Origin of the sequence: Bacillus sp. FSL K6-2944 (assembly GCF_038005385.1) — a bacterium.
Taxonomy (GTDB): Bacteria; Bacillota; Bacilli; order Bacillales; family Bacillaceae_G; genus Bacillus_A; species Bacillus_A cereus.
Map to the genome: position 1 here is coordinate 1,492,338 of NZ_JBBOTE010000001.1, position 23,417 is coordinate 1,515,754.

The following is a 23,417-nucleotide window of genomic DNA, read 5'->3' on the forward strand; positions in this document are numbered from 1 at the left end:
TTCTAGATTTACTAACTGTTATACATTCTTTTTTAATCAATTATATTCCTGCTATTACTTTCGATTAAGTAATACAGATAGTAGCACTTTCGGATGAAAAAGATGAAATGGACTACGAATTAAATTCATCACTCGTACTAACCGAATATAAACATCAGAATTACTTGCGGATAGTCGATATATTTGTTTCGTATACCATAGCTGAAATTTTTGTTTTGTAGTTAATTCTCTCTTTAGTTGCGGGTGACGTGATATTTCTGTTGTTGTCATATCCCAAGGGGTTTCTATTATAGTAGCTGCCTTTTTATAAAATTGTTGTGTAAATGTTTTATCAAGTTGTTTTCTATCTTGCAAAAGTAATTGCAATTGGTGAGCCTCCATAGCAGCAACTGATACGCCTTGGCCGAAAACGGGATCAAAACGACATTGCGCATCTCCAACAACTAATAATCCTTCTGGTACATTATTCACTAAATCAAATCGCCGGCGTACTTGATAAGGAATTTTGTATGTCTTTATATCAGTAATTCCCTCAGCCTTATTTAAGAAGTCTGTAACATTAGAAATTGATAGATTTTCAGCAAAATCATAAAACTCATCATCTGTTTGTGGTGCTTTCTCGTTTGCGTATCCACTGAAAGTAACAAAATAACGATTATCTTCTATCGTTTGAATAAGAACGCCATAAGGGTTATCAGGGAAACTCGGAGACATTAGCACATTGCAACAGTCTAATTTCTCATTTTCTTTAAGTTTGAACATTTTCGTTGCGTAAAATAAATCAATACGAACTTTCTCTTCTTGTACTTCAATTTCGTATTCTCGTAGCCACTCTATACTTTTTGAGCCAAATCCACTCGCATCAACTACAAGATCCGCATGAACTTCTTCTTGTGTGTTTGTCTCTAGATATTTAACTTTTACTCCACACACTTTGTTAAGCTTTGCATCTACCAATAACCCTTTAACCAATGTTTCATATTTAATAGTAATATTTGAAATTTGATGTATTCGTTTTTGAATATGCCATTCTAGCAAAGGACGACTTTGTTGAATCATATGTACTTCCCCTATGAATGGCTGTTTCCATAAACCAAATTGATGCCATTTTAAATCACGAGTAAAGTTATTTACGATACTACCTGCTTCTATTAATTCATTCGTAATACTAGGAAACAATTCTTCAATTGCGTTTTCTCCACCTTTTAATAACACGTGAGGATGATTACTTTGTGGAACTCTTTTTCTCGAAGACTTTCCATCCCATCTTTCACCAGCTTCTATAATGATTACTTCTTTAAAAGAAGTTGATAATGCTTTTGCTGCAAACTTTCCTGCCATACTTCCACCAATAACGATAGCCTTATTAAACATATTTTCCCCCTTAATAAAAAGAGATCCTGCCTTGTATGAATGAAACAGGATCTTAAACTAATTAACTTCTTTATCATTATACTTAAAATACATCAGTAAATTGCAACATTAAAATTAAAATACCTAATCCCCATACGTAATACGCGAATACTTTTAAGGAGTGACGTTTTAAATATTGAATCATCCATGAAACAGCTATGTATCCAAAAAACGCTGCTGATAACGTTCCGACAATTAAAGATGTACTAGAAATAGATTCTGCTTTCCCTTGAAAAACGTCTATAAATTGCAAAATGATAGCTCCAACAATGGCTGGTGTCGATAGTAAAAAAGAAAAGTAAGCAGCAGTTTCACGGTCTAATTTTCTCCATAATGCAGCGACAATTGTCATTCCAGAACGGGAAATGGCTGGAAAAATAGCAGCAGCTTGAAATGAACCGATAATTAATGCGTCTTTATATGTTATGTCATCCATTTTTTTACGACCATTCTTTTGTTTATCTGCCGTGTAGAGAAAGAATCCGGTCACTAAAAACTCCCAACCGATCGTGATTCCTGTTTTTGAAATATCTTCAAAGAAATCTTTAAACAATAAACCAATTACAACTGCGGGTATTGTCCCAACGATAAGTAATAACATGAGCTTTGAAAATGGGTTTTTAATTAAATATATAAATTCTTTTTTGTAATAAATAAAAACCGCAAGTAAAGTCCCAATATGCAGCATCGTATCTAAAAATAAGCCAGCCTCATCTAATCGGAACAAATGCCTTCCTAAATAAAGATGTCCGGTACTACTGATTGGTAAAAATTCTGTTAAACCTTGAATTATACCTAGTATGAAAGCTTCTAACCAATTCATGATGGTCTCCTTTCTCTTTTGCTTGTACCAATATATGAGGGTTAAATTTTCGATATGAAAAAAACTATATTTCTCTATGAATTTACTTTTCATTTATGGATATATATGTAAAGAGGGTTAAGGAGGGTTATTATGTGGAAGCACACAAAATTCGGTAATGTATTACTTTGGGTGGGCCCTATCCTTGTATTTTTAGGACTATGTATGACAAATGTTATTTCAGATATTCCTTTCTTTGAGGGAAAACATAAAACGGTTGGTATTGTACTTATATTTATAGGTGTAATCTGTTTTGTTGCTGCTAATCATTTGAAAAAAGGAGAAAGATATGAAGAATAAATCTAAATAAAAAACAATCCTGGCATATTAGCTAGGATTGCTTTTTATTAATGTTGATTATTTGTAAAATACTTTATCAACGTTATATTTCGCTTTGTATTCATTAATGATATATGTTTCGTAAATTTCTCTTTCTGTTGGATCTTCTACGATACATGCATCAATGCGGTATACTTCATCACGGTGATTTTTAATTGGTGAAACATTATCTTCAAAATGCTTCTTAATACGTTGTCTAATTTTACGAGCTTTACCTACGAAAAGAAGTTCGTCATTAATATTGTAAAACATAAAAATGCCGCCTTTATCTCTAGGGAACAAGTGGAAATCGATAAATCCATTAATTGGAGTAATGATTGGCTCGTCTCCTTTAATAACTTGTTTACGTTCAGTAATTGAAACATCAGCTTCAGGAATATTAATTTTAATCAAGTTCATTCACGTCCTCTTTTATTATAAAGATAAATAATAGCATACATAAGTAAGAAAAGCTATGTTCAGAGGCATATTTCATTTTATAATTCAAATATTATAGGTGTATCATGTAAACTTTTCTTCCAAATCATATGATCGCTGGATTCTCCCCAGTAATCTTTCAATACATAGCTAGGTTTTCCAAACTTTTTCGTCCATATACTTTGCGCATTTTTATATCCACTATCTAAACAATATTCTGTTATTCCTCTGCTAAGTAATGTAAGAAACATTGTATGTAGTAATAAACTCCCTATTCCCTTTCTCTGATACTCCGGAAGTATGAATACAGTTCCTATTTCATACAAATTTTTAAGTACACCACCTGTACAACTATTAATCAATGTACTTGCTGGACCGATTTCGATTGTTCCAATGATTTTATCGTTACTTGTATCAATTGCTAATAAAAAGTAACGACCTTCTCCGTTACTATCAAAATCACTTTTCAAATACTGCTTTTTTGAGTTAATTTCATTTTCTATGTCATCCAATGATTGTGACAATCCTTCATTTTTGTATGTATTCGTAATAACGATACGGAAAAATAAATATAGTTCATCTACATCATTCAAATTCGGTCTTCTAACTGCAACGTTAGTCATGAATTCAATCTCCAATCCTCATTATGCCATTGTCAATACAACACTTTATATAATCTATTCATCATTATTCTGCAAAAACCTGCATAAATCCAACAGTATAGAAAGCTCAGTATAAATATTAATAAAATAATTTTCATGTCCATAGTTGTATGAACAGCAGGACCAAGTACCGGAAAACGGAAAACATCGAGAACAATCATAATACCAATAATTAGACAAGTTGCTGAAAAGGAAACAATCCAAATTCTCCTCTTTAATTTTAAAAAGGATACTCCTAAGGCTAGACCTAATAAGCCTGTAGTAAAAGGAAAGACAATTAGTTCACTTGGCTCAATAATAAATAATAGAAAAATAGTAAGAATATAAGAAAGTATTCCCTCACGAATAGAATAGAAAATAGCAAAAAAAATCGGTAATGTCGAAAATGGACTAATGAGCAAACCTATACCAGGAACTAGGTTTCCTGCTGCTTGAAACATGGTGGCTAATGTACTCATCAAAGCTGTAAGTACTAACTTATTCGCAAGGGACAATTTTCTTTTATGAACAAAGCTCGTATCATGTTCTATCATCAGTTGATACCAATAACGTACAAACCAATTCATCAATATCTCCCCCTAAAGATGCCTCATTCATTACTTTCTATATTATTCATACACTAGTGGTTTATGAGCTGCTTTCTACTTGTTATGAATTACTATATAATAAAAGAAAAGGCTTTTAGGGGGATAAATTGTGCGTTTTGAAACAAAATAAATTCCTTGGATTATTAAACTACGAGTGTGTATCGTATCAGGGAATAATTTCAAAAATGGTACCTTTATTAAAATCAGTTACTTTCATAGAACCGTAAACTCCTAAATATAATTTAGTTTGATTCAAATTTGTTCCTAAACTCATATAATAAGCTGCTTGCGTACCAAAATCATAATTGGTTTCAATAGCATGAAAGTCAGCATGTTTACCGTCTGTACCTGCTCTAGTATAGGCTAAAACACCCTTAATTGGAGACTGAGATTCTCCTTTCTTGGCAAAGTCAGTAAAAACAACGCTACCTGTTAAATTTGGAATTGCATTTCCCATATATGGCTGAACTCCTGTAAGTGAAGTTCCTCCAAACTTATCTGTTCTAGAATCTTTATGAAAATAACTAAGTAGAGGCAGAATACGCTTCACTGAAGTTTGTATTGTTTCATCATAATAAACTATTGTTCTCTCATCCAAAGTCTGATTCTCAGAACAATGTCGTATAAAAGAAGTAGGTAAATCCCCTTCCCATCCTCGCCACCCAAAATTGATAACCCCATCTTGATTGGGAGTTAACCTCATAAAATGCATTTGAACAAGTTATGTAACCAAGTATGGATCAGCTTCATTCATTTTAGCAGTCATGATAGGAATTTTCGGTTTAGAGAATATCTTTCAATATGCTAGTCTAACAAATCATGCTATTTATCCATATTGGGGCAGTTTGAAGGCTGTTGTTATCGTTTTATCAGTCGTATTTCTATTTAAAAAAGGTGGTTTAACAAGGAAATATTGATTTTTAATGCGTTACATATTTTCTTGTTAAATTGCTTTTATTTTATAAAAGCAGAAATATTTATGTAAAAACACGAAGGGATGTGTTACATATGTCTATAAATATTATTTCAATAGTATCTATCATAATATGGATTTTGTTAATTATAGAACTTATAAAACCTTCAAAAGAACAGAATGGACGAAAAATAGTAACTTTAGTAACTGCTGGTTCCGCATCAACACTTATTTTGACGGTTTCATTTATTCAAAATATCCCGTTTTGGAATTGATAGTGATATAACTAACAAAAATATGTATAAATAAAAAGATTAGGATTCACTCCTAATCTTTTTATTTTTTGAGGTAACACCACATGCCCAGCAAGCTAAGGTCTTGGAGTAGCCCCTAAACAAAATTTGAAATTTTTCTAAAGTTATTTATGTGAATTTAACTCGTTTTCAGGAACATATGTGGTCCTTTTACAATTTGAATTTCTTTTTAAGCTTCTTATATTTTCTATACGAACGTCTAACAATGTTTAACATAAAATACGGTACTTTAATAGGGAAAGGCAATTTATATATGAAAGGAAAATAAAAGGTGAAATATGCCTTTTCTAGGTCTCTCCACTTACTATCTTCTTTTGTTTTTAAGAAATCAGATACATCGACTACATATCCCCTTCCTTTTTCCATCATCACATTTTTCCCGTGAACATCACAAGGAGTTAACCCTTGTTCCCTCGCATACTCTAAAGCCTCATTAATATCAAGTATTACTTGCTTAGGAATTTTAATCCCCTTATGAATAGCATCGTATAAGGTAATTTCTTTTAAACGTTTCAATACTATGAAATTTTCTCCTTTATATATAAGCTTTGAATAAGAAGGATGATTTCCGATTCTTCGGTATACTTCTGACTCTTTTTCAATTCCTTCTCCTTCTCGCACGTAAACTTTCACTACCCAATCTTTGTATTCTTTGTGCATGAATACTGCGGCATAATTACCTGTTCCTAAACACTTCCAAAGTCTAGGAATATCTTTAACTACTACAGGCTCGAATTCATCCTCACTTCTGATACTTACCTCTTTTAATAATTCGTCATTTATCAATCCCACAAAACTATTTATACTCATCATTCCCACTCCGGTTTTGCTAAAAGGGGGCCCACCCACATTTTAACGAAAATATACACTAAGCGAATTTTAGCATAAAACGAGTCATTTTTCTTCTTAAAATAAAAAGCTAACTCGTTTTATTTAAACTGTTGAATACTTAATATTTATTCCGTTATTCATAGCCAAAAACCGTACAATATAAAAATATTTCTAATTATTTTCATTTTTTCAGAGTCAACTGTATAGGGATTTTCTTAGTACAAGTTCTCTTCGTTCATTACCCATGCCAAATCTATAAAACATTGTTTAGAAGTGTAGCAAGGGTTTGTTAATGGTTCAATTCTTCTTCCACAACTATTTTTGTTAGCAAAAACTTTTATTGTTTTAATAGTCTTTTGTTTAATTCCCACAATGCTGTTTTATTGCTATCCCATTTCAAAAGCGTTACTGCTTCCTCAAAGCATAACCATTTATAATTAAAGTGTTCTTTAGATAATGATATGTTTTTTGTAGGGACTTTAACTCCAAAAGAAAATTCTTTTATTACATAAACCTCTTCTCCCCAAAGGAATCCTCCAACTACATCCTCTACTGGTAGCGAAGACACAGAATCTAATTGTATATATGGACATTCTCTTGTAATACCAGCCTCTTCAAACGCTTCCCGTTTTGCTGATTCAATAGGAATCTCACCGTCTTCTCCGCCACCAGCTATTCCTTGCCAATAACCATAATCACTTCGGTTAAAAATGGCATATTGAATAGAATCGGCAGTTTTTATATAAGGAAATATCAATACTTGATATGGCGCTCTCATTACTTAACCTCCTCTCGAAAATAAGTTTTAAATCAATATGAATAAAGAGCCGCCATCACAATTCTACATTATTAATGCAGGTTTATAATGTCGGCCCTCTATTTTTAAATAATTTTATTTTTCATAAACAGGCTTACTCTTAATAGAGGAAAAACTACTTATTCTCTGTCGAATTTGTTTAGCATGGTTTTTCATAAATGTTAGCAGTACTCCATATTATTCAATTGCGCCAGCAACGTCATAATCATTTAAATCTAATTCAATCGGTTGTCCGAGCGCTAGTTTAGCAAGTTCCGCTCCTAAGTATGGACCAGCTGTTAAACCCGAAGCCCCTAATCCATTCGCAACGAGAATTCCTTCAAATTTAGGTAGTGGTCCGATAACAGGTAAGAATCCTGGTGTGAATGGTCTGAATCCAACTCTCGTTTCAAGCATTGTAGCATTTTCTAAGCCAGGTGCAACTGCTAATGCCTTATGGAATACTTCATGTAAACCACCTGCTGTTACACGATGATCGAAACCAGTATCATTCTCATGTGTTGCACCAATTACGACATGACCATTGTCAAACGTTAAAATATATTGATCGTTTGGTGGCATAACAACTGGCATATTTTCTGTTGCTGTATTTTCAATTTGCAGATGAACAATTTGTCCTTTTTGGAATGTAACTAAGAAATTAATTCCTAATGGTTTCAAGATTTCATTCGCCCATGCGCCTGCAGTTACAATAACCTTTTCCGCTAAAATTGTTTCATCGTTTACTGTAACTCCCGTAATATGATTTCCTTCACGGACTAATATAGCATCGCCTTTTATGAAAGTTGCACCATGTTTTTTCGCAGCACTTATTAATGCATTGCGTAATAATCTTCCATTTACTCGTGCAGCACCACTAATATGAACAGAACTATATTCGTCTGATAATGCTGGGAATAATTTTTTTGTTTCTTCAGCTGATAAGCGAGTTATTTCACCAATCTCCGGGGCATCTTCACGTCGTTTATAAGCTCGCTCTTCCATTTGATCTAACTTTTTCTCGTCAGTATGTAAACTAATTGCACCTACACGATTATATCCTGTGTCAGTTTCACCGTCTTCTTCTAATTGCTGAATTAACGAAGAATAGTAACGTGCACCGCCTTTAACGATTTTATACCATGCTTTATTACGGCGCTGTGATAGCCATGGACATACAATACCTGCTCCTGCATCGGTTGCTTGCCCTAATTGTTGGCGATCCACGATAGTAACATTCGCACCTGCCTTAGCAAGATGATAAGCAGTAGACGCTCCTAAAATTCCTGATCCAACTACAATATACGATTTCATTTCAAACACCTTTTCTCTTTTGCTAATTATATAAATATAAGAACATTCCTTAGTATAATGGAAGGAATGCTTTTTTCAATGTACTCATCACAATTAATTGTTGCAGCATTGTGACTTCCTTAATCATTATTTTTTCTTCTTACGGAATAATTCAATTGTTTTGTAGCCTTGTGAAAGGATTTCTATCATTTTCTCTAGACGTTTTTCACGTGTTTTTTCTTGTTTCACAGAAAAAAGATTACGTGCCCAATCTTTTTGGTATCCAGGCGTTAAACTTTGATAAAACTTAAGTTCATTCGGATGATTAGCTAATAATGCTTCAACATCTTTAATTCGATCTGCATAATCGGCAACACATTGACTCATAGCAGATGTTTTTGTTGTTTTTTTCTTTTCACGTTTTAAACCAACAACAGTAAAGACTTCATCCATACTTACCATTCGTGCAAATTTAATATCGCTTTCTCCCACATAACCATCTTCTCCAACGTTTAATGCCGGAAACATCTCATCACGGTGAATAAACGTACTATAACGAGCATTACCTTTTTTCGGATATGCGAAGAATACGTAACCTTTTTCAATTAGTAATTCTTCATTACTAATAATAAAATTCGTTTGTTTCACCATTTCATCAAGCGTTTCTACAAATATAAAGATAGCATCGTGTTCTTTTGAGAATGCAGTTTCTTTACCTGTAAAAATGTCATAATCACTTGGTTCGTTAATAACGACCATATTTGTATACTTATTAAGTTTCAATTTATCAATAACTGACATAATAATCTTCCTTTACATTCAAAATTCATTGTACATACTTTTTCGTACTGTTCTAGTGTATTATATGTATTAAGAAAATCAAACTTTAAATCGTATTATTCTGCTGCAAAAGAACATAATTCTTTACTAGATGGGGTGGTTTTATGCCATATGTAATCCGAGATGAAGGGCTAGTTTTACAAGGGGATGATGGAAAAGAACCAATTTTTCATACATATGAAGAAGCTGAGGAAACATTAAAAACATTAACTATACCGCAGTTTCCGAAACATATTAGAAGAAAACCATTTACACCAAAAATAATAAAGATAGCCGCTTCTGAATAAGAACCGGCTATCTTTATTATTCATAACTTAATAGCAAATAAAGTATATAAAAACTCTTTATATTGATCTTCTGTAATTTCACGCTTAGTTTTTTCCCCATGAATAATTTCGGTTAAACTTGTATTCGTTAATGAAATATGGCCAGAGTTCGTCAACTTTACTGCAATTGGTCCTTTATTAAAAATAGACTTCTCATCTTCTATCACTCTTCTTTGAACATCATTTACTACTATCTCATCAATAATATGTTTATAAAAAGCATGACAAACTTTCCATTCTCCAGCAGCATCTATTCTTTCTAAAACATAATTTCCTTTATTCGTATCTTTCCGTCTCACCCGGTACGAACCATTTTTTGAAGAAACCGACTCGCCAGTAAAAGGTACAGGAACAAGAGGTACTAACGAAGCTATACCTATATCAATTAAATACTGTACATTATCATAAGTTAAAATAATTGTTATATGGCCATCCTCAAGTGCCCATGCATTTATATCGTTTTTATACACCGTACCTAATGCCAGTTGTACATCATAGCCACAGTCTCTTAAGAAATAGTAAAAAAGAGTATTTAATTCGTAGCAAAGTCCACCACGGGAACTAGTTAAAATTTTCTTTCGTAAGTTTTCCAGAGAGATTTGATTCGTATTTCGTGCTATAACATCTAAATTCTCAAATGGTATAGTATGCGCAAACGAAAAGAGTATGGTAGGTAATTCTTCAAACGTTACATCATTACGTTTTTTAAGATTTAATCTTGTGAAAAGCTGATCTTGTAAACTTGTCATATTTAGCACCCCTTAAAAATTTATAAGTTTAAATAATATATGCTGATTGTAAATTTTAAGGGGCACTGTAACAATGTACATTTCATTTAACTGTACCGGTACAAAAATTACGATTCACGAGGTAAATTAATAGAAGGCGTCATTACAAATGTCTTTTCTGTAATTGCTTCTTTTTGTGGCAAATCAAAAGCTACGAATATAAATTTAATAGTTTATCTATAGGCAAATTATTACTATCACTTAAATCAACAAAATATTGAAGTTGCCACGTTTGGCTCTTTTTAGCTTGATTACTAACAGTGGTATCCCAAACAGGATAAATCCTCATTGCCATTTTCCCTGTTTGACTTTGTGTTCTCAATATTTTTTCTTTAAGAAGAATCTCTTTAGGAAAAATGAATTGCCCTAGTTTATTATCAGCAATACAAGTGATTACTAATAAATCAGGAGCAGCTTCATAAGAGAAAGCTCTATTTCGCATATTTTCATCTTTCTCCCAAAAAGAAACAAATTGACCAATTTTATTAGGTGTAACTTTTGATTTTCTAAAACGAATGGTTTTGTTATTTAAGTGGAATAAACATCCGGCATATTCTGCGTTTTGCTTTTCTTCTTTTAGATTCGTAATCATTAAGTTGTTAGGTTTGTAAACTATATTATTTAAATTTTGGATTATATTATTAAAATTGTTCAAAAAAACTCCCCCTTTATTCATCTCTTAGTTTACCACAAACATCAGTTCTTCTATATCGTATATAATTATGAACTAAGTGAAATGGGGGAATTTAGCAGGATATAATTATTACTTTAATGTACTTAGTTTTTCAATTGCTTGTTGTTCAGTTGCTAAGTAAAAAATGTCATTTCCTTTATTACATTCATAAATAAAATCTTTTAAGCTTTTACTAGTATACATAGAGAAATCTCCAACAATAGCAATCTTTACCTTATAGTTTATAAACTTTTGAAGGATATCACCCGCAAGCCGTGTTTTTAGGTCAAAGAAATCTTCACTTATTAAAGATTTATGGATAATAATATGTTTCGCATCTACCTCATTTTGAACTGTTGCCATAGTATCTAATGCAGACTGAACATCCGATATTAATACCTTATCGTTTCTAATGACCGCAATATTGATTCCATCGATTACTAATTTCTTTATTTCCATAGTCCTCCCCCTTTATAATTTACACAGTATGAGTAAAATTGTTTTACAAAACTTCGTATTAATCATAGATTTAATTAGCCACAGCTATTAAAATGGCCTCTATTTTTTGTTGTAAATATCTATTTTTTATTACTAATACGGTCAATGAAATTAATGATAGTTTCTCTTTTTTTGTATTTTTAAATATATATATACGGAATTACTTTTACTTGTTATAAAAATATTGTGGAGTAACATAACTTAACAAACTATCCAAAGTGTTAATCTCGGCATACGGTTGTATTTTGGTAGTATTCTTGATCTTCTGAGGGTTAAACCACACACCTTTTATATTTACATTTTGAGGACCAGCAATATCCTTTTCTAAGTCATCCCCAACAAATAAAGTATTTTCCGGTTGTAAATTTAACTTATTTAATGCTAGTTCGAATATACGTTTATCAGGTTTACTAAATCCCACTTCTTCAGAAATAATGATTGTTTCAAAATACCTATTTAAATTCGTGTTAAATATTTTAGCTTTTTGCCTCTGAGTTGAGCCATTTGTTATAATTCCAACTTTAAAGTGCTTCTTTATTTGATTTAAGAAATGAATAGTATTTTGGTCTATTGAAAAACATCTAGGGAAATTATTATTCCAAAAATCTTGGATGTAATTGCGTGGCAATCTATACTTCGGCGTGAATTCATCAAACAATGATTCTAAAACTGTCGTTTTATTACTTATGCCATATTCTCTTTTATCGTATTCTTTGAATTTCTGTAACATGTTGCTTTTAGCCGCACCATCTACATTTTCATAACACTTTTCTAAAACAATTAAAAATAATGCCTCTACTGCTTTATCCCTATCAAGTAATGTATCATCTAAATCAAACAGCATCGCTTTATAACCCATCAAATCATTTCACAACCTTTCTAAATCTCTCCAAGTTTGTACCTTTAAACTTTTGGTTTAGCAAGAACATTGTTATGTAGTGATTAACGATTAAATAGAAACTAGATGAAAGAAATCCAAAGTTCTCGGCGCACACTCTAGTATTACGGTAGCTTCTTCTATATTGAAATTCCTTTTCCTCTTTTGGTAAAGAAGCAAAAGTATATTTTCGCGAATTTTAAGAAACTACATACAATTCACGTTATTATACATTAGTTTTTCGTAAATATTAATCGTACATCAATTCATACGATAAGTTTTTTAAAACAATTATTTCTCCATAAAAAAGTAATATAGCTAATAATATTTTTTAGTAGTAAACGTCCTATGAAGTTTACTACTGTATCTCCACATAAACTCCAGATAGTACGGCTATAATGACTACCAGAGGTGATATTATGAAAAACTATCATATTCTCGTGGTAGAGGACGATCAAGAAATTCAGGAATTAATTAAACAATTTTTAATGACACAGCATTATACAGTGGTAGTCGCTTCAGATGGACTAGAGGGTATGACACAATTTAATAAGCAATCATTTGATTTAATTCTTCTAGATGTCATGATGCCCAATCTTAATGGGTTTGAAGTTTCTAAAATGATTCGAAGTCAGTCAAACGTACCAATTATTATGCTAACTGCGTTGGAAGAAGAGGAAGATCAAATGAAAGGATTCGACCTTGGGATCGATGATTATATAACAAAGCCCTTTTCATTTCATGTTTTGATTAGACGAGTCGAAGCTGTACTTAGAAGAAGTTATGATAAAAATGTAAATAATCATTTGATATTTAAAGAAGTGCGTATCGATGTGGATGCATATAGAGTATATGTAAATGACGTTGAAATTATATTAACGACAAAAGAGTTTGAAATTCTACAACTACTATTTCAAAATGAGAGAAAAGTACTTACAAGAGAAAATATCGTAGAGAAGGTTTGGGGGTACGATTATTTTGGAGAAACACGAATAATTGATACACATATTAAAAATCTACGTAAAAAATTAGCTATCCCTTATATTAAAACAATAAAGGGTATTGGTTATAAAATTGATGAATAGTATTGTGAAACTCATGAAGATGAAGCAAATTACTTACAAACTCTTTATGACTACATCTCTCATTTTGTTATCCTTTGCAGTATTGATCTATTTAACTTTATACTTCTTTCTCCCTACGTTTTATGAGCAATATAAAACAGATCAACTTCAAACAGGGATAAACGAAATCATTGATAAATCTAAAAATCTTACGTTTCAAGATGCGATACCACTTTTTGATGAATACGCAAAAAAAAATAATGCGATGCTTTATCTTCAAAATAAAGAAGGAGTAATTATTTACTCTCCTTCATTTTCTTTTATTCAAAGTGGTACGCAAAAAACAGTAGTTACTAAAGCAACACGATTCGAGAATGCAAGTACCCTTAGCAATTCATATAACGCTACGAAACCAATTCAATTTCAAGATGGTAGTTTAACGCTTGTAGTGTTTGCTACATTTCAACCGATTGATGAAGCTTCACAGGTTTTAGTACGCTTTCTCCCCTATATTAGTATCATTGTGCTCGTTATTGGTATAGGGAGTGCTTATTTTTATTCCAGGTTTATTACAAAGCCACTTATTTATATTAATGAAGGTGCACAAAAGATGGCAAATTTAGATTTCTCCGAAAAAATTGAGGTTCGCTCTACAGATGAGTTAGGAGAATTATCTAATAGTTTGAATGACATGTCTATTAACTTGCAACAAGCTATGTTTGATTTAAAAAAAGCAAATGAACAATTAAAAAATGATATTGAAAAAGAAAGAGAAATAGAAACAAAACGCAGAGAGTTTTTTGCGATTGTAGCACATGAATTAAAGTCCCCTCTTACTGTAATGAAAGGATACTTAGAAGGAATGATATACAATATTGGCCCTTATCAAAATCGCGATCAATATTTAAAGAAGAATCATCAAATTATTGAAAGTATGGAACAATTAGTTCGTGAAATTTTAAGCGTATCGAAATTAGAACAACACACCTTCAAACTAAAAGTAGAGAAAGTTAATCTTTCAAAATTAATAGGGACAATTACAAAAGATCTCGAATTTTTTGCTTCTCAAAAAAACATCGAAATAATAAAAGAAATTGATTTTGGCCTTGCTATTTATACAGATTGTGCCCTTTTAGAAAAAGCATGTAAAAATATTGTCCATAATGCGGTTATGTATTCACCACATAATGAAAAAGTCTATATAAAGTTAAGTGAGGATTCTAAACAAAGTCAAATCGAAATGCAAATTATAAATACAGGTGTCAATATTAAAGATGAAGAGATACAACAAATTTTCAAACCATTTTATCGAATTGAAAAATCAAGGAATCGAAATACTGGAGGAAATGGTTTGGGGCTATATATTGTTAAACAAATTCTTGAAACGTTAGATATAAAGTATTCAATAAAAAATATGGAACATAGTGTACAATTTTGCATGAGTATTCCATTATCTAAACACAAAAACAAACAAACTCTCCTTTAAATAGGACGAGTTTGTTTGTTTTTGTGGTAAGTATAAACTTATTAACAGGTTTTTCGTTTAATGATATATATTGCTTCTTAAATGGTAATTATCATAAGTGGTGACAAACTGTATTCAATTTACATATTTATCTTTTACTATAACAGCAAAAACGAAATTCCGCTTAGCAGCAAATTAGATTCTCTTATTTGAGATGCATTTCATCTATGAAACTGAAAAGGAAGATGAAAAATGCATATTTCCCTCCATTTTTCAGATTAATTTAAAATTCTTTTATGGTAAGCTATATGTAAAGATTAAACATAAAACATAAAGGATGATTCGTATGCAAATAAGGCCACAAGTAAGTGAATATAACTCCTATTATGCAACGTATACCAACTTGGTATCAGACGGAAATATCATACATATTCTAGAACAACAAATGAAGGAAACGAATCTCTTATTAAAGGAAATTTCTGATAGTGAGGGACTTTTCCGGTATGCTCCTACTAAATGGAGTATAAAAGAAGTAATGGGTCATATAGCAGATACAGAACGGATTATGGCGTATCGATTGCTATCTATCGCTCGAGGCGAGACAGCAGAACTTCCAGGCTATAATGATGATATGTATGTTATTAGAGCTGCTTTTGATAAGCAATCTATGCAAGATCTTCTTGAGAATTTAATAGTTGTTCGCCAATCTACCCTGTATTTACTTAGAAGCTTAGATAAAGAAGCTTGGTCACAAAGAGGAAATGCGAATAATTCTGAAGTTACAGTTCGTGCATTAGCATACATCATTGCTGGTCATGAGCTTCATCATCTTCAAATTATAAAAGAACGTTACCTTGGTTCTGATGTATATCCAGCAACTTAATATTTGAAGAAAAAGAGTCCTATTTATGTAGGGCTCTTTTTCAGAATTTATAACGGATTAGCGCTTAGAACCATGGCAATTAAATGTCTTTATTTATAAAATTCACCACATAATATATATGTTATCCCCTCTTATTCTGTACATAATTTTATTTAGGCTGATATACTATAAACACAATAGTTCTGGAAAGGTGATGATATTATGTATGAACAACAAAATAATAGAGATAGAGATCAAAAAATGATGTTTTCTATGCAAGGAGTTCCCACAAATAAAATTAACATGAATCAATTACCTAAATGGATTAGTATTTTTGGCTATTGTGCCTTTGGTTGGATGATAGTATTTAGTTTAATTATGATTGTAGGTTTGATTCTACAATAACTATACAGATACACAGGTAAATGGGACAGCATTTAGATTATATATCTAGGTATTGTCCCGTTTTTTATGTGTAATTATCCCATGATAGGTAACCAATTATAATAAAAAGAACTTGTAGAATATCCTACAAGTTCTTTTAAAAATATTATTAAAACGGGAACGACAAACTATTTTAACATTCAGTACAGGGAGACCATTTTGATTATGGCTTGATTTTATTATAAATCAAATATAAGCTTTTGAAAGGTCTAGTTTTTGAAAAATATGTGAATTAAACAGCTACGATGTTTATATTAGATTTCATTTATGACTAACTTCTTCTTACTTAAATACACTGCACGATCTGATTTTTTAGCAACCTCCTGTGAGTGAGTCACAACAATAATGCATTTATTCTCTTTATGTGCAAGTTCTTGAAACAGTTCTATTATATCCATTGCGGTTTCCTCGTCGAGGTTTCCTGTCGGCTCATCTGCAATCAGTAAATCAACATTACAAGATAGTGCTCGAGCAATTGCTACACGCTGTTGTTGTCCACCGCTTAGTTGCAATACGTTTCGTTTCGCTTCAAGTTCTGTGAGTCCTACCCTCTTTAATAATTCTAATGCTCTTGCTGTTTTATTTTGCACTTTAACACCTGTAATTTCCATTGCTGTTAAGACATTTTGAAGAGCGGTCATATAGGTAATTAAGTTATAAGATTGGAAAATTACAGATACATTTTGATTACGGTATCGATCCAAACCAATTTTTCTAATATCTTTGCCATTATACAGTACATAACCATTTTTAGGGACATCCAGTCCACAACCTAAGCTCAGAGTTGTGGTTTTACCAGATCCAGATGGTCCTAAAATCGTGTAGAAATGTCCTTTTTGAAAAGAAAAGTTAACATTATCTAGTATCGCTACATTTTTCCCATTACTTTCATAATAATAATCCAAATTTTTAAACTGTAAAATCGTCTCCATATCGAGCCTCCTCATTCATCTTTTAAAAGAATTTGTTTTGGGTTTAAACGTAGAATAGATAATGCTGGAAGAAGCGTTGCTATTATAGCAATACCTAGTCCAATCCCCCCCATTTTCCCTACATCTTCTCCTGTTACACTTACATCAATTTTATCAATTGGATCTTCTTTTTGATTTTGTAGAGTACCACCAGGTCCAGCCATCATTACAGTACCATGTTGCGAGGTATCTGTTTCTTCGCTCGCAGTAGCAATTTCATTCGAAAGTAAATTATCCCCGATATATTGAGAAACTTTAGCTCCTGTTGTTATGGATAATCCAAATGCTAAAATAGCGACACACACTACTTCTACTACGAATTGCGCCATCAGTTTCCACTTTTTCTCTCCAATAGACAATAGAATTCCCATTTCTTTACGACGCCCTTTAATTGATAGCATAATGATTAATCCTAAAATGATCGCACCTGCAATCGATACAATATAAATGATCATTTGAGAAGTCGAAGAGATATTTTCAATAGGACCAATCATTTGCTTGTACAATGAATCATGCGCATCTAATTTATAATAATTAAAATCAATATTAGATTTTTTTGCTTCTTTTTTAAATGCATCAATATATTGTGGATCATTCAAAAAATACACGACTTGAACACTACTTATACCTTGGTCTACTTCTAATTTTTTCATAGTTGAATGCGGCATATATAGTTTATTAGCCGGATCCATAATAGGAGGAGCCTGTTGACCCATTGCTTGCTCATTTGTTTCGTAAATACCAATAATTTCAACCTCAAGGGTTTCCTTCTTATCCCCTGATTGCACTTTAACTTTGTCTCCTACTTTCAAATTGTTTAATTCCGCTAATCGTTTTTCCATTAAAGCTACATTCTGATTCTTCATTTGCTCTGTAATTGGTTTTCCATCAATGATTTTACTTTTTCCGTTTTTAAAGCTTTCTTGTAATGCAGTCTTGCGGACTCCCTCAATCATAAAAGAAGCATTCATATCTATTTCTGTACCAGAGCTTGAACCGCCTCGCACAGCCGCTATTCCCGCTTTACCTTTACCTTCTTCTCCTTCTGAAGCTCCTACTAGTTTAAGTCCATCAGAAATACCGAAAGTGTTAGCTATGTAATTATAGTCTTTTACATACTTGGACTTCGCTAATTGTTCTGTTTCTTTTGTATCGAGCTGCGGCGGACTTGGCATTTCTCCAGTTTCCTTAGCTTTTTGACCTAATTTGTCGAAATCAAGACCTAAAGTAACATCTGCACCAAGTTTTTTTCTCGCAGCATCCGCTGCTTTTTTTGACGCATTTTGGATTGTAAAACCTGAAAGAACCAAATTTGTAACAATCAGAAAAACTGCCATCAAAATTAATGATGTTCCTATCCTTTTTTTCATACTGAGAATTGCTCGTTTCATAAAATTCATTTTTTCTTACCTCCTTGATATCTTGTATTCTATATAGGTTATCTAGAGTTTATATGGAGCTAATCGGTAGTTTAACTAGAGATATAAGGAGTTTATGTGTAGTTATTTACCTGTTTCAGAAAAGCTAGAACACAAATTCAAAAACGCAGCCGTTTTTGAATATTGGTAAGGAGTTATTCCGTTTAATAAATTTATATAAAAGAAAAGGTTAAGATTAATTTAATGTATGTAGCACAAAAAATATTTACTGTGTAATTTCTATACAATAAATATAGAGAAACCTATTTGGATATCTATAATAGGGATTTTAATATAGTTACTGTATCTCATACAAATCACGTCACTTTAAAAGGTGCATCTTTTAATACGAAAATAAGCAATTTAATATTCTCTTATATAAATAAGAATATTAAATTGCTTTTTAGATTTTAGTATAATTTATTTATAGTTTTATTTTATTGCAAGCTTTATAATATGATATGCAAATTTATCACCTACTATTAGGAAAAGAGAATATTTTATAATTAATTTACACCATAAATTTTGTCCATGTTTTAAACAATATGTATTTTGGAGGAGGTTAATTTGATTTTTTCAAAACTCATTGATCGGTACGCCTTATATGATTTACACAAAAAAAGAAGTGTAGCGTTTCAGTATACTTCCCTTTCTAACACTTCATTAAATATAAAGGACATAGAATCTTTTTATAAAGTAAAACCATCACATATTCATTTTGACATTAAGCATTCAAAACAGGAAAAGGAATACATGGCTGGGCAATTCAAATATAAAAGCTCAGTTCAATCCGGTGATTCACGCAACGACTCTGTAACTGGGGAATTATTCTTACATAAAAATGAAAATGCACCTCATGTTATCTTTGTTCACGGTTGGAGAATGGATTCTAACGAACGTGTGAAAAGAATATTCCACGATCATATGACCAGCCTGAAGTGGAATATGTATTATTTCACTCTACCCTATCATTTTGAAAGAAAACCCGATCAATCCTTTTTCAGTGGAGAGTATATGGTAAGTGCAAATATTGAACGAACAGTACAAGCAACTAGACAAGCGGTAGCTGATTTACGAGCTTTGATTAAATGGATTAAAGCAAATAAAAATGGTCCCCTGATTCTAATAGGAATTAGTTTAGGTGGATTTATTACTAACTTAACCTCTCTTGTTGAAGAAGAAATTGATGTGTTAGCATCCATTTTCTATGCAAATCGACTCTCTTATTCAATTTGGAATACAACTCCAGGTAAATTTATTAGAGAAGACTTGGAACATCATGGTGTAACGTATGATGATTTAATAGATTATTGGAAAATCACTGAACCGAGTCAAGCATTACCAAAAGTAAAAAAAGAAAATATTTTATTAATTTCAGGTAAGCACGATCTATATGTGCATTCTGAGGATACAGACTACTTGTGGAAATCTTGGGAAAGGCCTACACGATATATTTATACATGTGGGCATGCCGGGATAGTTCTTAAACGTAAAAAAATTGCAACTGATACTATTGATTTTATTCAAAATCGATTGAACTCCCCACACTTATCAATGTCATGCCTTAAATCGCGAGATTACTAAGTACAAAATCTTATACTTGTATTGTTATATTTTTTACTAGTCACCTTTGTAAATCTTAGCCCAAGCCTTACACGATTGAAAATAAAATAAAATAAAATAAAATAAATAACTAAGGAACTAATTTACCATATGGAAAAACATTGCTCAGCATTTTCACCAGTGGTCCCTGTATATGAAATATTACATACAAAAATCTTTATGTATTACGTTATTAATTTAAAAATAAATTATTCATCCATTAATCTATACCATCCATATTTACAGTTATGGATACCCTAATTACATATGAAAAAGAGAGAAGAACATTGGTTAGTTCTTCTCTCTTTGTTTATTTTTAAGATAACCATCTATAAAATTTTGCTTTTCATAATTCTTCATGAGTCTAGAAAAGAAATTTTTCTAATGTACATAATTACAACGACATTAAACCTCTTTGCTCTTAAATCCACTACTTGTATTATTGATTGCATGAAACTCCTTCTTGAGAAAGGTTTTAATTTCCGAATATTCTGTTGACCGTTATAACATATCCAATTTACAATTTAATTGTGGTGTTCTTTCACAATTAAACTACTTAGAATACACTTCATTTATTTGAAAACAATTACAAATAGAGGTGCTAAAATGAAAACTAGAGTAAATCCAGAATTATTACAAGGGTTAGAGATGTTTCCGGATCTCGATTTACGCCCAGAAAATTTGCAATCAATCAGAGAAGGAATAGCTCAAATGAGACCACCTACCGTTGTTGATGACTCTCTTTCTTTAACAGATAAAGTCATTGTTGGGCCTGATGATAATCTGTTACCATTACGAATTTATCGTCCAAAATCAAATCATGAATCTTTACCTGTCTTATTATGGATACATGGTGGAGGTTATATCTTAGGGTCTATAGATGATAACGATGATACTTGTATGAGGTTTGCAAAAGAAGCTAGCTGTGTGGTCGTGTCTGTAGACTACCGCTTAGCACCTGAACACCCTTACCCAGCACCAATTGAGGATTGTTATTCAGCTTTAAAATGGATTGCTGATAATGCAAAGTCATTAAACATTGATTCGAATCGAATTGGGGTTGCAGGAGTAAGCGCTGGCGGTGGACTAACAGCAGCATTATCATTATTAGCACGAGATCGAAAATATCCTTCAATTTGTTTACAAATGCCACTATATCCAATGATTGATGACAGAAATGATACACCTTCAGCGAATGAAATTAAAGAGGGATTTGTTTGGAACCAAAAGGCAAATGAAGCTGGCTGGAAAATGTATTTAGGAGAAATGTATGGAACGGATCAAATCCCTGCCTATGCAGCACCTTCTCGAGCTGAGGATTATAGTGACTTACCGTATACTTACACATTTGTTGGTCAATTAGATCCATTCCGCAGCGAAACATTAACCTATGTAAGCAAACTAGCACAAGCTGGTGTTGATGTGGAGTTTCATTTATATCCAAATGCCTATCACTGGTTTGAAGGGTTAAATCCAAATGCCGATGTATCTATTTATGCTGTGAACGAAATAGTACAAGCAATAAAGACTGGTTTCAAACGAGTATCCAAGGTTGAGGCTTAATCCCATTACAAGAGAAACACTTATAAATAGTATATATGTATTTATCATTTAAATATAATAGCCGATTCTAAATAAGAATCGGCTATTAATATGTAAAATCCGCCTAATATATCAAGGTTGAGAAACAGATATAAGATGTTTAGGCGATGTGTTTATTTCCTCTGCTAATGCTTTTATGTTCATCATGATTTGAAGTATTTCTTCTTTTGTTGTTCTTGGGTTGATAGAGCAAAGTCGAATTACTACTTTTTCTTTTAATTTAGTCGTACTTAGCATAGCAAATCCTCTTTGATTAATTTCTTCCACCAATTTTTTGTTTATTTCATGAATTGTATCTGTAGATGTTAGCTCACATGGAATATAACGAAAAGTAACAATTCCTAATTGGGCAGGTGTTACTACTTCCCAATCTTTTTCTTTCCTTAAAAACTCTTCAACTTGTTCAGCTAGCATAATGCCATGATCAATTGCCTCACGAAAAGCTGTAACTCCGAATGCTTTAAAAGAAAGCCATACCTTTAATGCTCTAAATCTACGAGAAAGTTCAATTCCACGCTCCCCAAAATTCACTTTTTCTTCTATATTAGTTTCTGTATCCTTAATATACTCTGGGATCATACGGAATGTTTCACTTAAATATTGGCTATTTCGAATAAGTACACAACCAACATCATAAGGCTGAAAAAGCCATTTATGCGGGTCTAACGTTAAAGAATCGGCACGATGAATTCCACTTAATAACTCCCTTCCTTTTTCACTGAGAATTGCTGCAGCCCCATAAGCCCCATCCACGTGTAGCCATATATCTTCATCACCACATACATCAGCCAATTCATCGAGGGAGTCCACCGCTCCGCAATTCGTTGTCCCTGCATTAGCAATAACACAGAATGGTTTTTTCCCTTTTAATCGATCTTCTTTTATTTGTTTTCTTAAAGTACTAACTGAAATTTTTAAGTCTTCATCTGTCTCAATTCGGCAAATTTGATGCTGTTTAAAACCTAATACTTTAAGTGCTCGATCTACAGAAAAATGAGTTTGGTTAGAAAAATAAACAATCGCATTTTCTATGTCATTATTCAGCTTGACCTGTCTCGCTACAGTAAGTGCAGTCAAATTAGCCATGGAACCACCACTGACAAATAATCCTTCAGCTGAATCAGGGAATCCTAGCATTGATTTTAACCAGTTAATTGTCGTTAATTCAATTTGTTCGGCACCTGCACCTACTATCCAAGCTGTAGGAAATACATTAAACCCACTTGCTAAAAAATCTGCTAATACACCAACATAATTATTAGGACCTGGCACAAAAGCCATAAAATGAGGATGATCCACATGAGTAATTTGATTAAACACATTGTTATTAAGAAAATGAAGTAATTCTTTTGGATTAGATCCGTTTTCCGGAATCGTTTCAATTAGCTTGTCTCTAAAAATATTACTATCAATCGTTTCTGAAACTGGTTTACTTTTTAAATGATTCATATGATCAACAATTAAGTCAACCGCTTGATATCCTAACTGACGCATTTCTTCGGCTGATAACTGTAATTTTTTTGTCATTTGATTTACTCCTATTCTATTTAAAAAGGCGAG

25 protein-coding genes and 2 pseudogenes are annotated in these 23,417 nt (G+C 32.2%); 10 read left to right on the plus strand and 17 right to left on the minus strand.

Annotated elements, in window-relative coordinates; translation table 11 throughout:
- Window positions 1-54: 54 nt before the first annotated feature.
- Window positions 55-1,374 (minus strand): FAD-dependent oxidoreductase, encoded by a 1,320-nt coding sequence (locus tag MHH55_RS07545; protein WP_000482061.1) that lies wholly within the window; start codon window positions 1,372-1,374, stop codon window positions 55-57.
- An 82-nt stretch (window positions 1,375-1,456) separates the two neighbouring features.
- Window positions 1,457-2,236, minus strand: a complete 780-nt coding sequence (locus MHH55_RS07550; RefSeq protein ID WP_001104303.1) for an undecaprenyl-diphosphate phosphatase — start codon at window positions 2,234-2,236, stop codon at window positions 1,457-1,459.
- A 132-nt stretch (window positions 2,237-2,368) separates the two neighbouring features.
- On the opposite strand from MHH55_RS07550, the gene MHH55_RS07555 reads away from it, so the two are divergent.
- Window positions 2,369-2,575, plus strand: a complete 207-nt coding sequence (locus MHH55_RS07555; RefSeq protein ID WP_000265477.1) for a hypothetical protein — start codon at window positions 2,369-2,371, stop codon at window positions 2,573-2,575.
- Between the two features lie 57 nt (window positions 2,576-2,632).
- On the opposite strand, the gene MHH55_RS07560 is transcribed toward MHH55_RS07555, so the two are convergent.
- From MHH55_RS07560 to MHH55_RS07575, 4 genes and pseudogenes are all read right to left on the minus strand, one after another.
- The gene (locus MHH55_RS07560; RefSeq protein WP_001048941.1) at window positions 2,633-3,013 is read right to left on the minus strand and encodes a nucleotide excision repair endonuclease; all 381 of its coding nucleotides are present in this window, start codon (window positions 3,011-3,013) and stop codon (window positions 2,633-2,635) included.
- Between the two features lie 77 nt (window positions 3,014-3,090).
- Complete coding sequence (locus MHH55_RS07565) at window positions 3,091-3,654, minus strand: GNAT family N-acetyltransferase (RefSeq protein WP_000185966.1); 564 nt, start codon at window positions 3,652-3,654, stop codon at window positions 3,091-3,093.
- A 32-nt stretch (window positions 3,655-3,686) separates the two neighbouring features.
- Window positions 3,687-4,259 carry a hypothetical protein gene (locus MHH55_RS07570; protein WP_001103999.1) on the minus strand — a complete coding sequence of 191 codons (573 nt, stop codon included), beginning with the start codon at window positions 4,257-4,259 and terminating at the stop codon, window positions 3,687-3,689.
- 187 nt (window positions 4,260-4,446) lie between these two features.
- A pseudogene (locus tag MHH55_RS07575) lies at window positions 4,447-5,001 on the minus strand (PQQ-dependent sugar dehydrogenase); the annotation flags it as partial.
- A gap of 13 nt (window positions 5,002-5,014) precedes the next feature.
- On the opposite strand from MHH55_RS07575, the pseudogene MHH55_RS36390 reads away from it, so the two are divergent.
- Window positions 5,015-5,197, plus strand: a pseudogene (locus MHH55_RS36390) (hypothetical protein); the annotation flags it as partial.
- A 91-nt stretch (window positions 5,198-5,288) separates the two neighbouring features.
- On the plus strand, window positions 5,289-5,468 hold the full coding sequence (locus tag MHH55_RS07580) for a hypothetical protein (RefSeq protein ID WP_000026313.1): 180 nt from the start codon (window positions 5,289-5,291) through the stop codon (window positions 5,466-5,468).
- A 189-nt stretch (window positions 5,469-5,657) separates the two neighbouring features.
- Here the strand turns inward: MHH55_RS07580 and MHH55_RS07585 are convergent, their stop codons facing one another.
- From MHH55_RS07585 to MHH55_RS07600, 4 genes are all read right to left on the minus strand, one after another.
- Window positions 5,658-6,326 carry a serine/threonine protein kinase gene (locus tag MHH55_RS07585; RefSeq protein WP_002041240.1) on the minus strand — a complete coding sequence of 223 codons (669 nt, stop codon included), beginning with the start codon at window positions 6,324-6,326 and terminating at the stop codon, window positions 5,658-5,660.
- Between the two features lie 349 nt (window positions 6,327-6,675).
- Window positions 6,676-7,116: an NUDIX hydrolase gene (locus MHH55_RS07590; RefSeq protein ID WP_001202586.1), complete on the minus strand. Its 441-nt coding sequence runs from the start codon at window positions 7,114-7,116 to the stop codon at window positions 6,676-6,678.
- A 216-nt stretch (window positions 7,117-7,332) separates the two neighbouring features.
- Window positions 7,333-8,448, minus strand: a complete 1,116-nt coding sequence (locus MHH55_RS07595) for an NAD(P)/FAD-dependent oxidoreductase (protein ID WP_000844380.1) — start codon at window positions 8,446-8,448, stop codon at window positions 7,333-7,335.
- Window positions 8,449-8,574: 126 nt separating this feature from the next.
- Window positions 8,575-9,228: a YdeI/OmpD-associated family protein gene (locus MHH55_RS07600; protein WP_000110844.1), complete on the minus strand. Its 654-nt coding sequence runs from the start codon at window positions 9,226-9,228 to the stop codon at window positions 8,575-8,577.
- A gap of 143 nt (window positions 9,229-9,371) precedes the next feature.
- Here MHH55_RS07600 and MHH55_RS07605 point away from each other — a divergent pair, with 143 nt between their 5' ends.
- The gene (locus MHH55_RS07605) at window positions 9,372-9,554 is read left to right on the plus strand and encodes a hypothetical protein (RefSeq protein ID WP_001147158.1); all 183 of its coding nucleotides are present in this window, start codon (window positions 9,372-9,374) and stop codon (window positions 9,552-9,554) included.
- Between the two features lie 20 nt (window positions 9,555-9,574).
- Here MHH55_RS07605 and MHH55_RS07610 read toward each other — a convergent pair whose 3' ends face one another.
- From MHH55_RS07610 to MHH55_RS07625, 4 genes are all read right to left on the minus strand, one after another.
- Window positions 9,575-10,342, minus strand: coding sequence for an arylamine N-acetyltransferase family protein (locus MHH55_RS07610; protein WP_074555084.1), 768 nt, complete (start codon window positions 10,340-10,342; stop codon window positions 9,575-9,577).
- Between the two features lie 190 nt (window positions 10,343-10,532).
- On the minus strand, window positions 10,533-11,036 hold the full coding sequence (locus MHH55_RS07615) for a MepB family protein (RefSeq protein ID WP_001058863.1): 504 nt from the start codon (window positions 11,034-11,036) through the stop codon (window positions 10,533-10,535).
- 108 nt (window positions 11,037-11,144) lie between these two features.
- A complete protein-coding gene (locus MHH55_RS07620; protein WP_074555078.1) occupies window positions 11,145-11,513 on the minus strand; it encodes a DUF4180 domain-containing protein in 369 nt (122 codons plus the stop codon).
- A gap of 205 nt (window positions 11,514-11,718) precedes the next feature.
- Complete coding sequence (locus MHH55_RS07625; protein ID WP_000540709.1) at window positions 11,719-12,411, minus strand: HAD family hydrolase; 693 nt, start codon at window positions 12,409-12,411, stop codon at window positions 11,719-11,721.
- 437 nt (window positions 12,412-12,848) lie between these two features.
- Between MHH55_RS07625 and MHH55_RS07630 the strand changes: the two genes are divergently transcribed.
- The 4 genes from MHH55_RS07630 to MHH55_RS07645 all read left to right on the plus strand — a co-directional run bounded on the left by MHH55_RS07630 (window position 12,849) and on the right by MHH55_RS07645 (window position 16,225).
- Complete coding sequence (locus MHH55_RS07630; RefSeq protein ID WP_000800727.1) at window positions 12,849-13,514, plus strand: response regulator transcription factor; 666 nt, start codon at window positions 12,849-12,851, stop codon at window positions 13,512-13,514.
- A 13-nt stretch (window positions 13,515-13,527) separates the two neighbouring features.
- Window positions 13,528-14,979, plus strand: coding sequence for a sensor histidine kinase (locus tag MHH55_RS07635; protein ID WP_033695141.1), 1,452 nt, complete (start codon window positions 13,528-13,530; stop codon window positions 14,977-14,979).
- Between the two features lie 325 nt (window positions 14,980-15,304).
- Complete coding sequence (locus MHH55_RS07640; RefSeq protein ID WP_074555073.1) at window positions 15,305-15,841, plus strand: DinB family protein; 537 nt, start codon at window positions 15,305-15,307, stop codon at window positions 15,839-15,841.
- Between the two features lie 201 nt (window positions 15,842-16,042).
- Window positions 16,043-16,225, plus strand: coding sequence for a hypothetical protein (locus MHH55_RS07645; protein ID WP_000273239.1), 183 nt, complete (start codon window positions 16,043-16,045; stop codon window positions 16,223-16,225).
- A 293-nt stretch (window positions 16,226-16,518) separates the two neighbouring features.
- Here the strand turns inward: MHH55_RS07645 and MHH55_RS07650 are convergent, their stop codons facing one another.
- Window positions 16,519-17,196 (minus strand): ABC transporter ATP-binding protein, encoded by a 678-nt coding sequence (locus MHH55_RS07650; protein ID WP_000447856.1) that lies wholly within the window; start codon window positions 17,194-17,196, stop codon window positions 16,519-16,521.
- Window positions 17,197-17,207: 11 nt separating this feature from the next.
- On the minus strand, window positions 17,208-18,635 hold the full coding sequence (locus tag MHH55_RS07655; protein ID WP_001010221.1) for an ABC transporter permease: 1,428 nt from the start codon (window positions 18,633-18,635) through the stop codon (window positions 17,208-17,210).
- Window positions 18,636-19,220: 585 nt separating this feature from the next.
- On the opposite strand from MHH55_RS07655, the gene MHH55_RS07660 reads away from it, so the two are divergent.
- Window positions 19,221-20,237: an alpha/beta hydrolase gene (locus tag MHH55_RS07660; RefSeq protein ID WP_000577716.1), complete on the plus strand. Its 1,017-nt coding sequence runs from the start codon at window positions 19,221-19,223 to the stop codon at window positions 20,235-20,237.
- A gap of 624 nt (window positions 20,238-20,861) precedes the next feature.
- The gene (locus MHH55_RS07665; protein ID WP_000857937.1) at window positions 20,862-21,818 is read left to right on the plus strand and encodes an alpha/beta hydrolase; all 957 of its coding nucleotides are present in this window, start codon (window positions 20,862-20,864) and stop codon (window positions 21,816-21,818) included.
- A 111-nt stretch (window positions 21,819-21,929) separates the two neighbouring features.
- On the opposite strand, the gene MHH55_RS07670 is transcribed toward MHH55_RS07665, so the two are convergent.
- Window positions 21,930-23,384 (minus strand): pyridoxal phosphate-dependent decarboxylase family protein, encoded by a 1,455-nt coding sequence (locus MHH55_RS07670; protein ID WP_000162820.1) that lies wholly within the window; start codon window positions 23,382-23,384, stop codon window positions 21,930-21,932.
- Window positions 23,385-23,417 lie beyond the last annotated feature (33 nt).

What these genes read in the sequence shown, in the direction of transcription:
- MHH55_RS07545 (WP_000482061.1), bottom strand. Translation starts at nt 1,374, where the DNA reads ATGTTTAATAAGGCTATCGTTATTGGTGGAAGTATGGCAGGAAAGTTT.
- MHH55_RS07550 (WP_001104303.1), bottom strand. Translation starts at nt 2,236, where the DNA reads ATGAATTGGTTAGAAGCTTTCATACTAGGTATAATTCAAGGTTTAACA.
- MHH55_RS07555 (WP_000265477.1), top strand. Translation starts at nt 2,369, where the DNA reads ATGTGGAAGCACACAAAATTCGGTAATGTATTACTTTGGGTGGGCCCT.
- MHH55_RS07560 (WP_001048941.1), bottom strand. Translation starts at nt 3,013, where the DNA reads ATGAACTTGATTAAAATTAATATTCCTGAAGCTGATGTTTCAATTACT.
- MHH55_RS07565 (WP_000185966.1), bottom strand. Translation starts at nt 3,654, where the DNA reads ATGACTAACGTTGCAGTTAGAAGACCGAATTTGAATGATGTAGATGAA.
- MHH55_RS07570 (WP_001103999.1), bottom strand. Translation starts at nt 4,259, where the DNA reads ATGAATTGGTTTGTACGTTATTGGTATCAACTGATGATAGAACATGAT.
- MHH55_RS07580 (WP_000026313.1), top strand. Translation starts at nt 5,289, where the DNA reads ATGTCTATAAATATTATTTCAATAGTATCTATCATAATATGGATTTTG.
- MHH55_RS07590 (WP_001202586.1), bottom strand. Translation starts at nt 7,116, where the DNA reads ATGAGAGCGCCATATCAAGTATTGATATTTCCTTATATAAAAACTGCC.
- MHH55_RS07595 (WP_000844380.1), bottom strand. Translation starts at nt 8,448, where the DNA reads ATGAAATCGTATATTGTAGTTGGATCAGGAATTTTAGGAGCGTCTACT.
- MHH55_RS07600 (WP_000110844.1), bottom strand. Translation starts at nt 9,228, where the DNA reads ATGTCAGTTATTGATAAATTGAAACTTAATAAGTATACAAATATGGTC.
- MHH55_RS07605 (WP_001147158.1), top strand. Translation starts at nt 9,372, where the DNA reads ATGCCATATGTAATCCGAGATGAAGGGCTAGTTTTACAAGGGGATGAT.
- MHH55_RS07610 (WP_074555084.1), bottom strand. Translation starts at nt 10,342, where the DNA reads ATGACAAGTTTACAAGATCAGCTTTTCACAAGATTAAATCTTAAAAAA.
- MHH55_RS07620 (WP_074555078.1), bottom strand. Translation starts at nt 11,513, where the DNA reads ATGGAAATAAAGAAATTAGTAATCGATGGAATCAATATTGCGGTCATT.
- MHH55_RS07625 (WP_000540709.1), bottom strand. Translation starts at nt 12,411, where the DNA reads ATGGGTTATAAAGCGATGCTGTTTGATTTAGATGATACATTACTTGAT.
- MHH55_RS07630 (WP_000800727.1), top strand. Translation starts at nt 12,849, where the DNA reads ATGAAAAACTATCATATTCTCGTGGTAGAGGACGATCAAGAAATTCAG.
- MHH55_RS07635 (WP_033695141.1), top strand. Translation starts at nt 13,528, where the DNA reads ATGAAGATGAAGCAAATTACTTACAAACTCTTTATGACTACATCTCTC.
- MHH55_RS07640 (WP_074555073.1), top strand. Translation starts at nt 15,305, where the DNA reads ATGCAAATAAGGCCACAAGTAAGTGAATATAACTCCTATTATGCAACG.
- MHH55_RS07645 (WP_000273239.1), top strand. Translation starts at nt 16,043, where the DNA reads ATGTATGAACAACAAAATAATAGAGATAGAGATCAAAAAATGATGTTT.
- MHH55_RS07650 (WP_000447856.1), bottom strand. Translation starts at nt 17,196, where the DNA reads ATGGAGACGATTTTACAGTTTAAAAATTTGGATTATTATTATGAAAGT.
- MHH55_RS07655 (WP_001010221.1), bottom strand. Translation starts at nt 18,635, where the DNA reads ATGAATTTTATGAAACGAGCAATTCTCAGTATGAAAAAAAGGATAGGA.
- MHH55_RS07665 (WP_000857937.1), top strand. Translation starts at nt 20,862, where the DNA reads ATGAAAACTAGAGTAAATCCAGAATTATTACAAGGGTTAGAGATGTTT.
- MHH55_RS07670 (WP_000162820.1), bottom strand. Translation starts at nt 23,384, where the DNA reads ATGACAAAAAAATTACAGTTATCAGCCGAAGAAATGCGTCAGTTAGGA.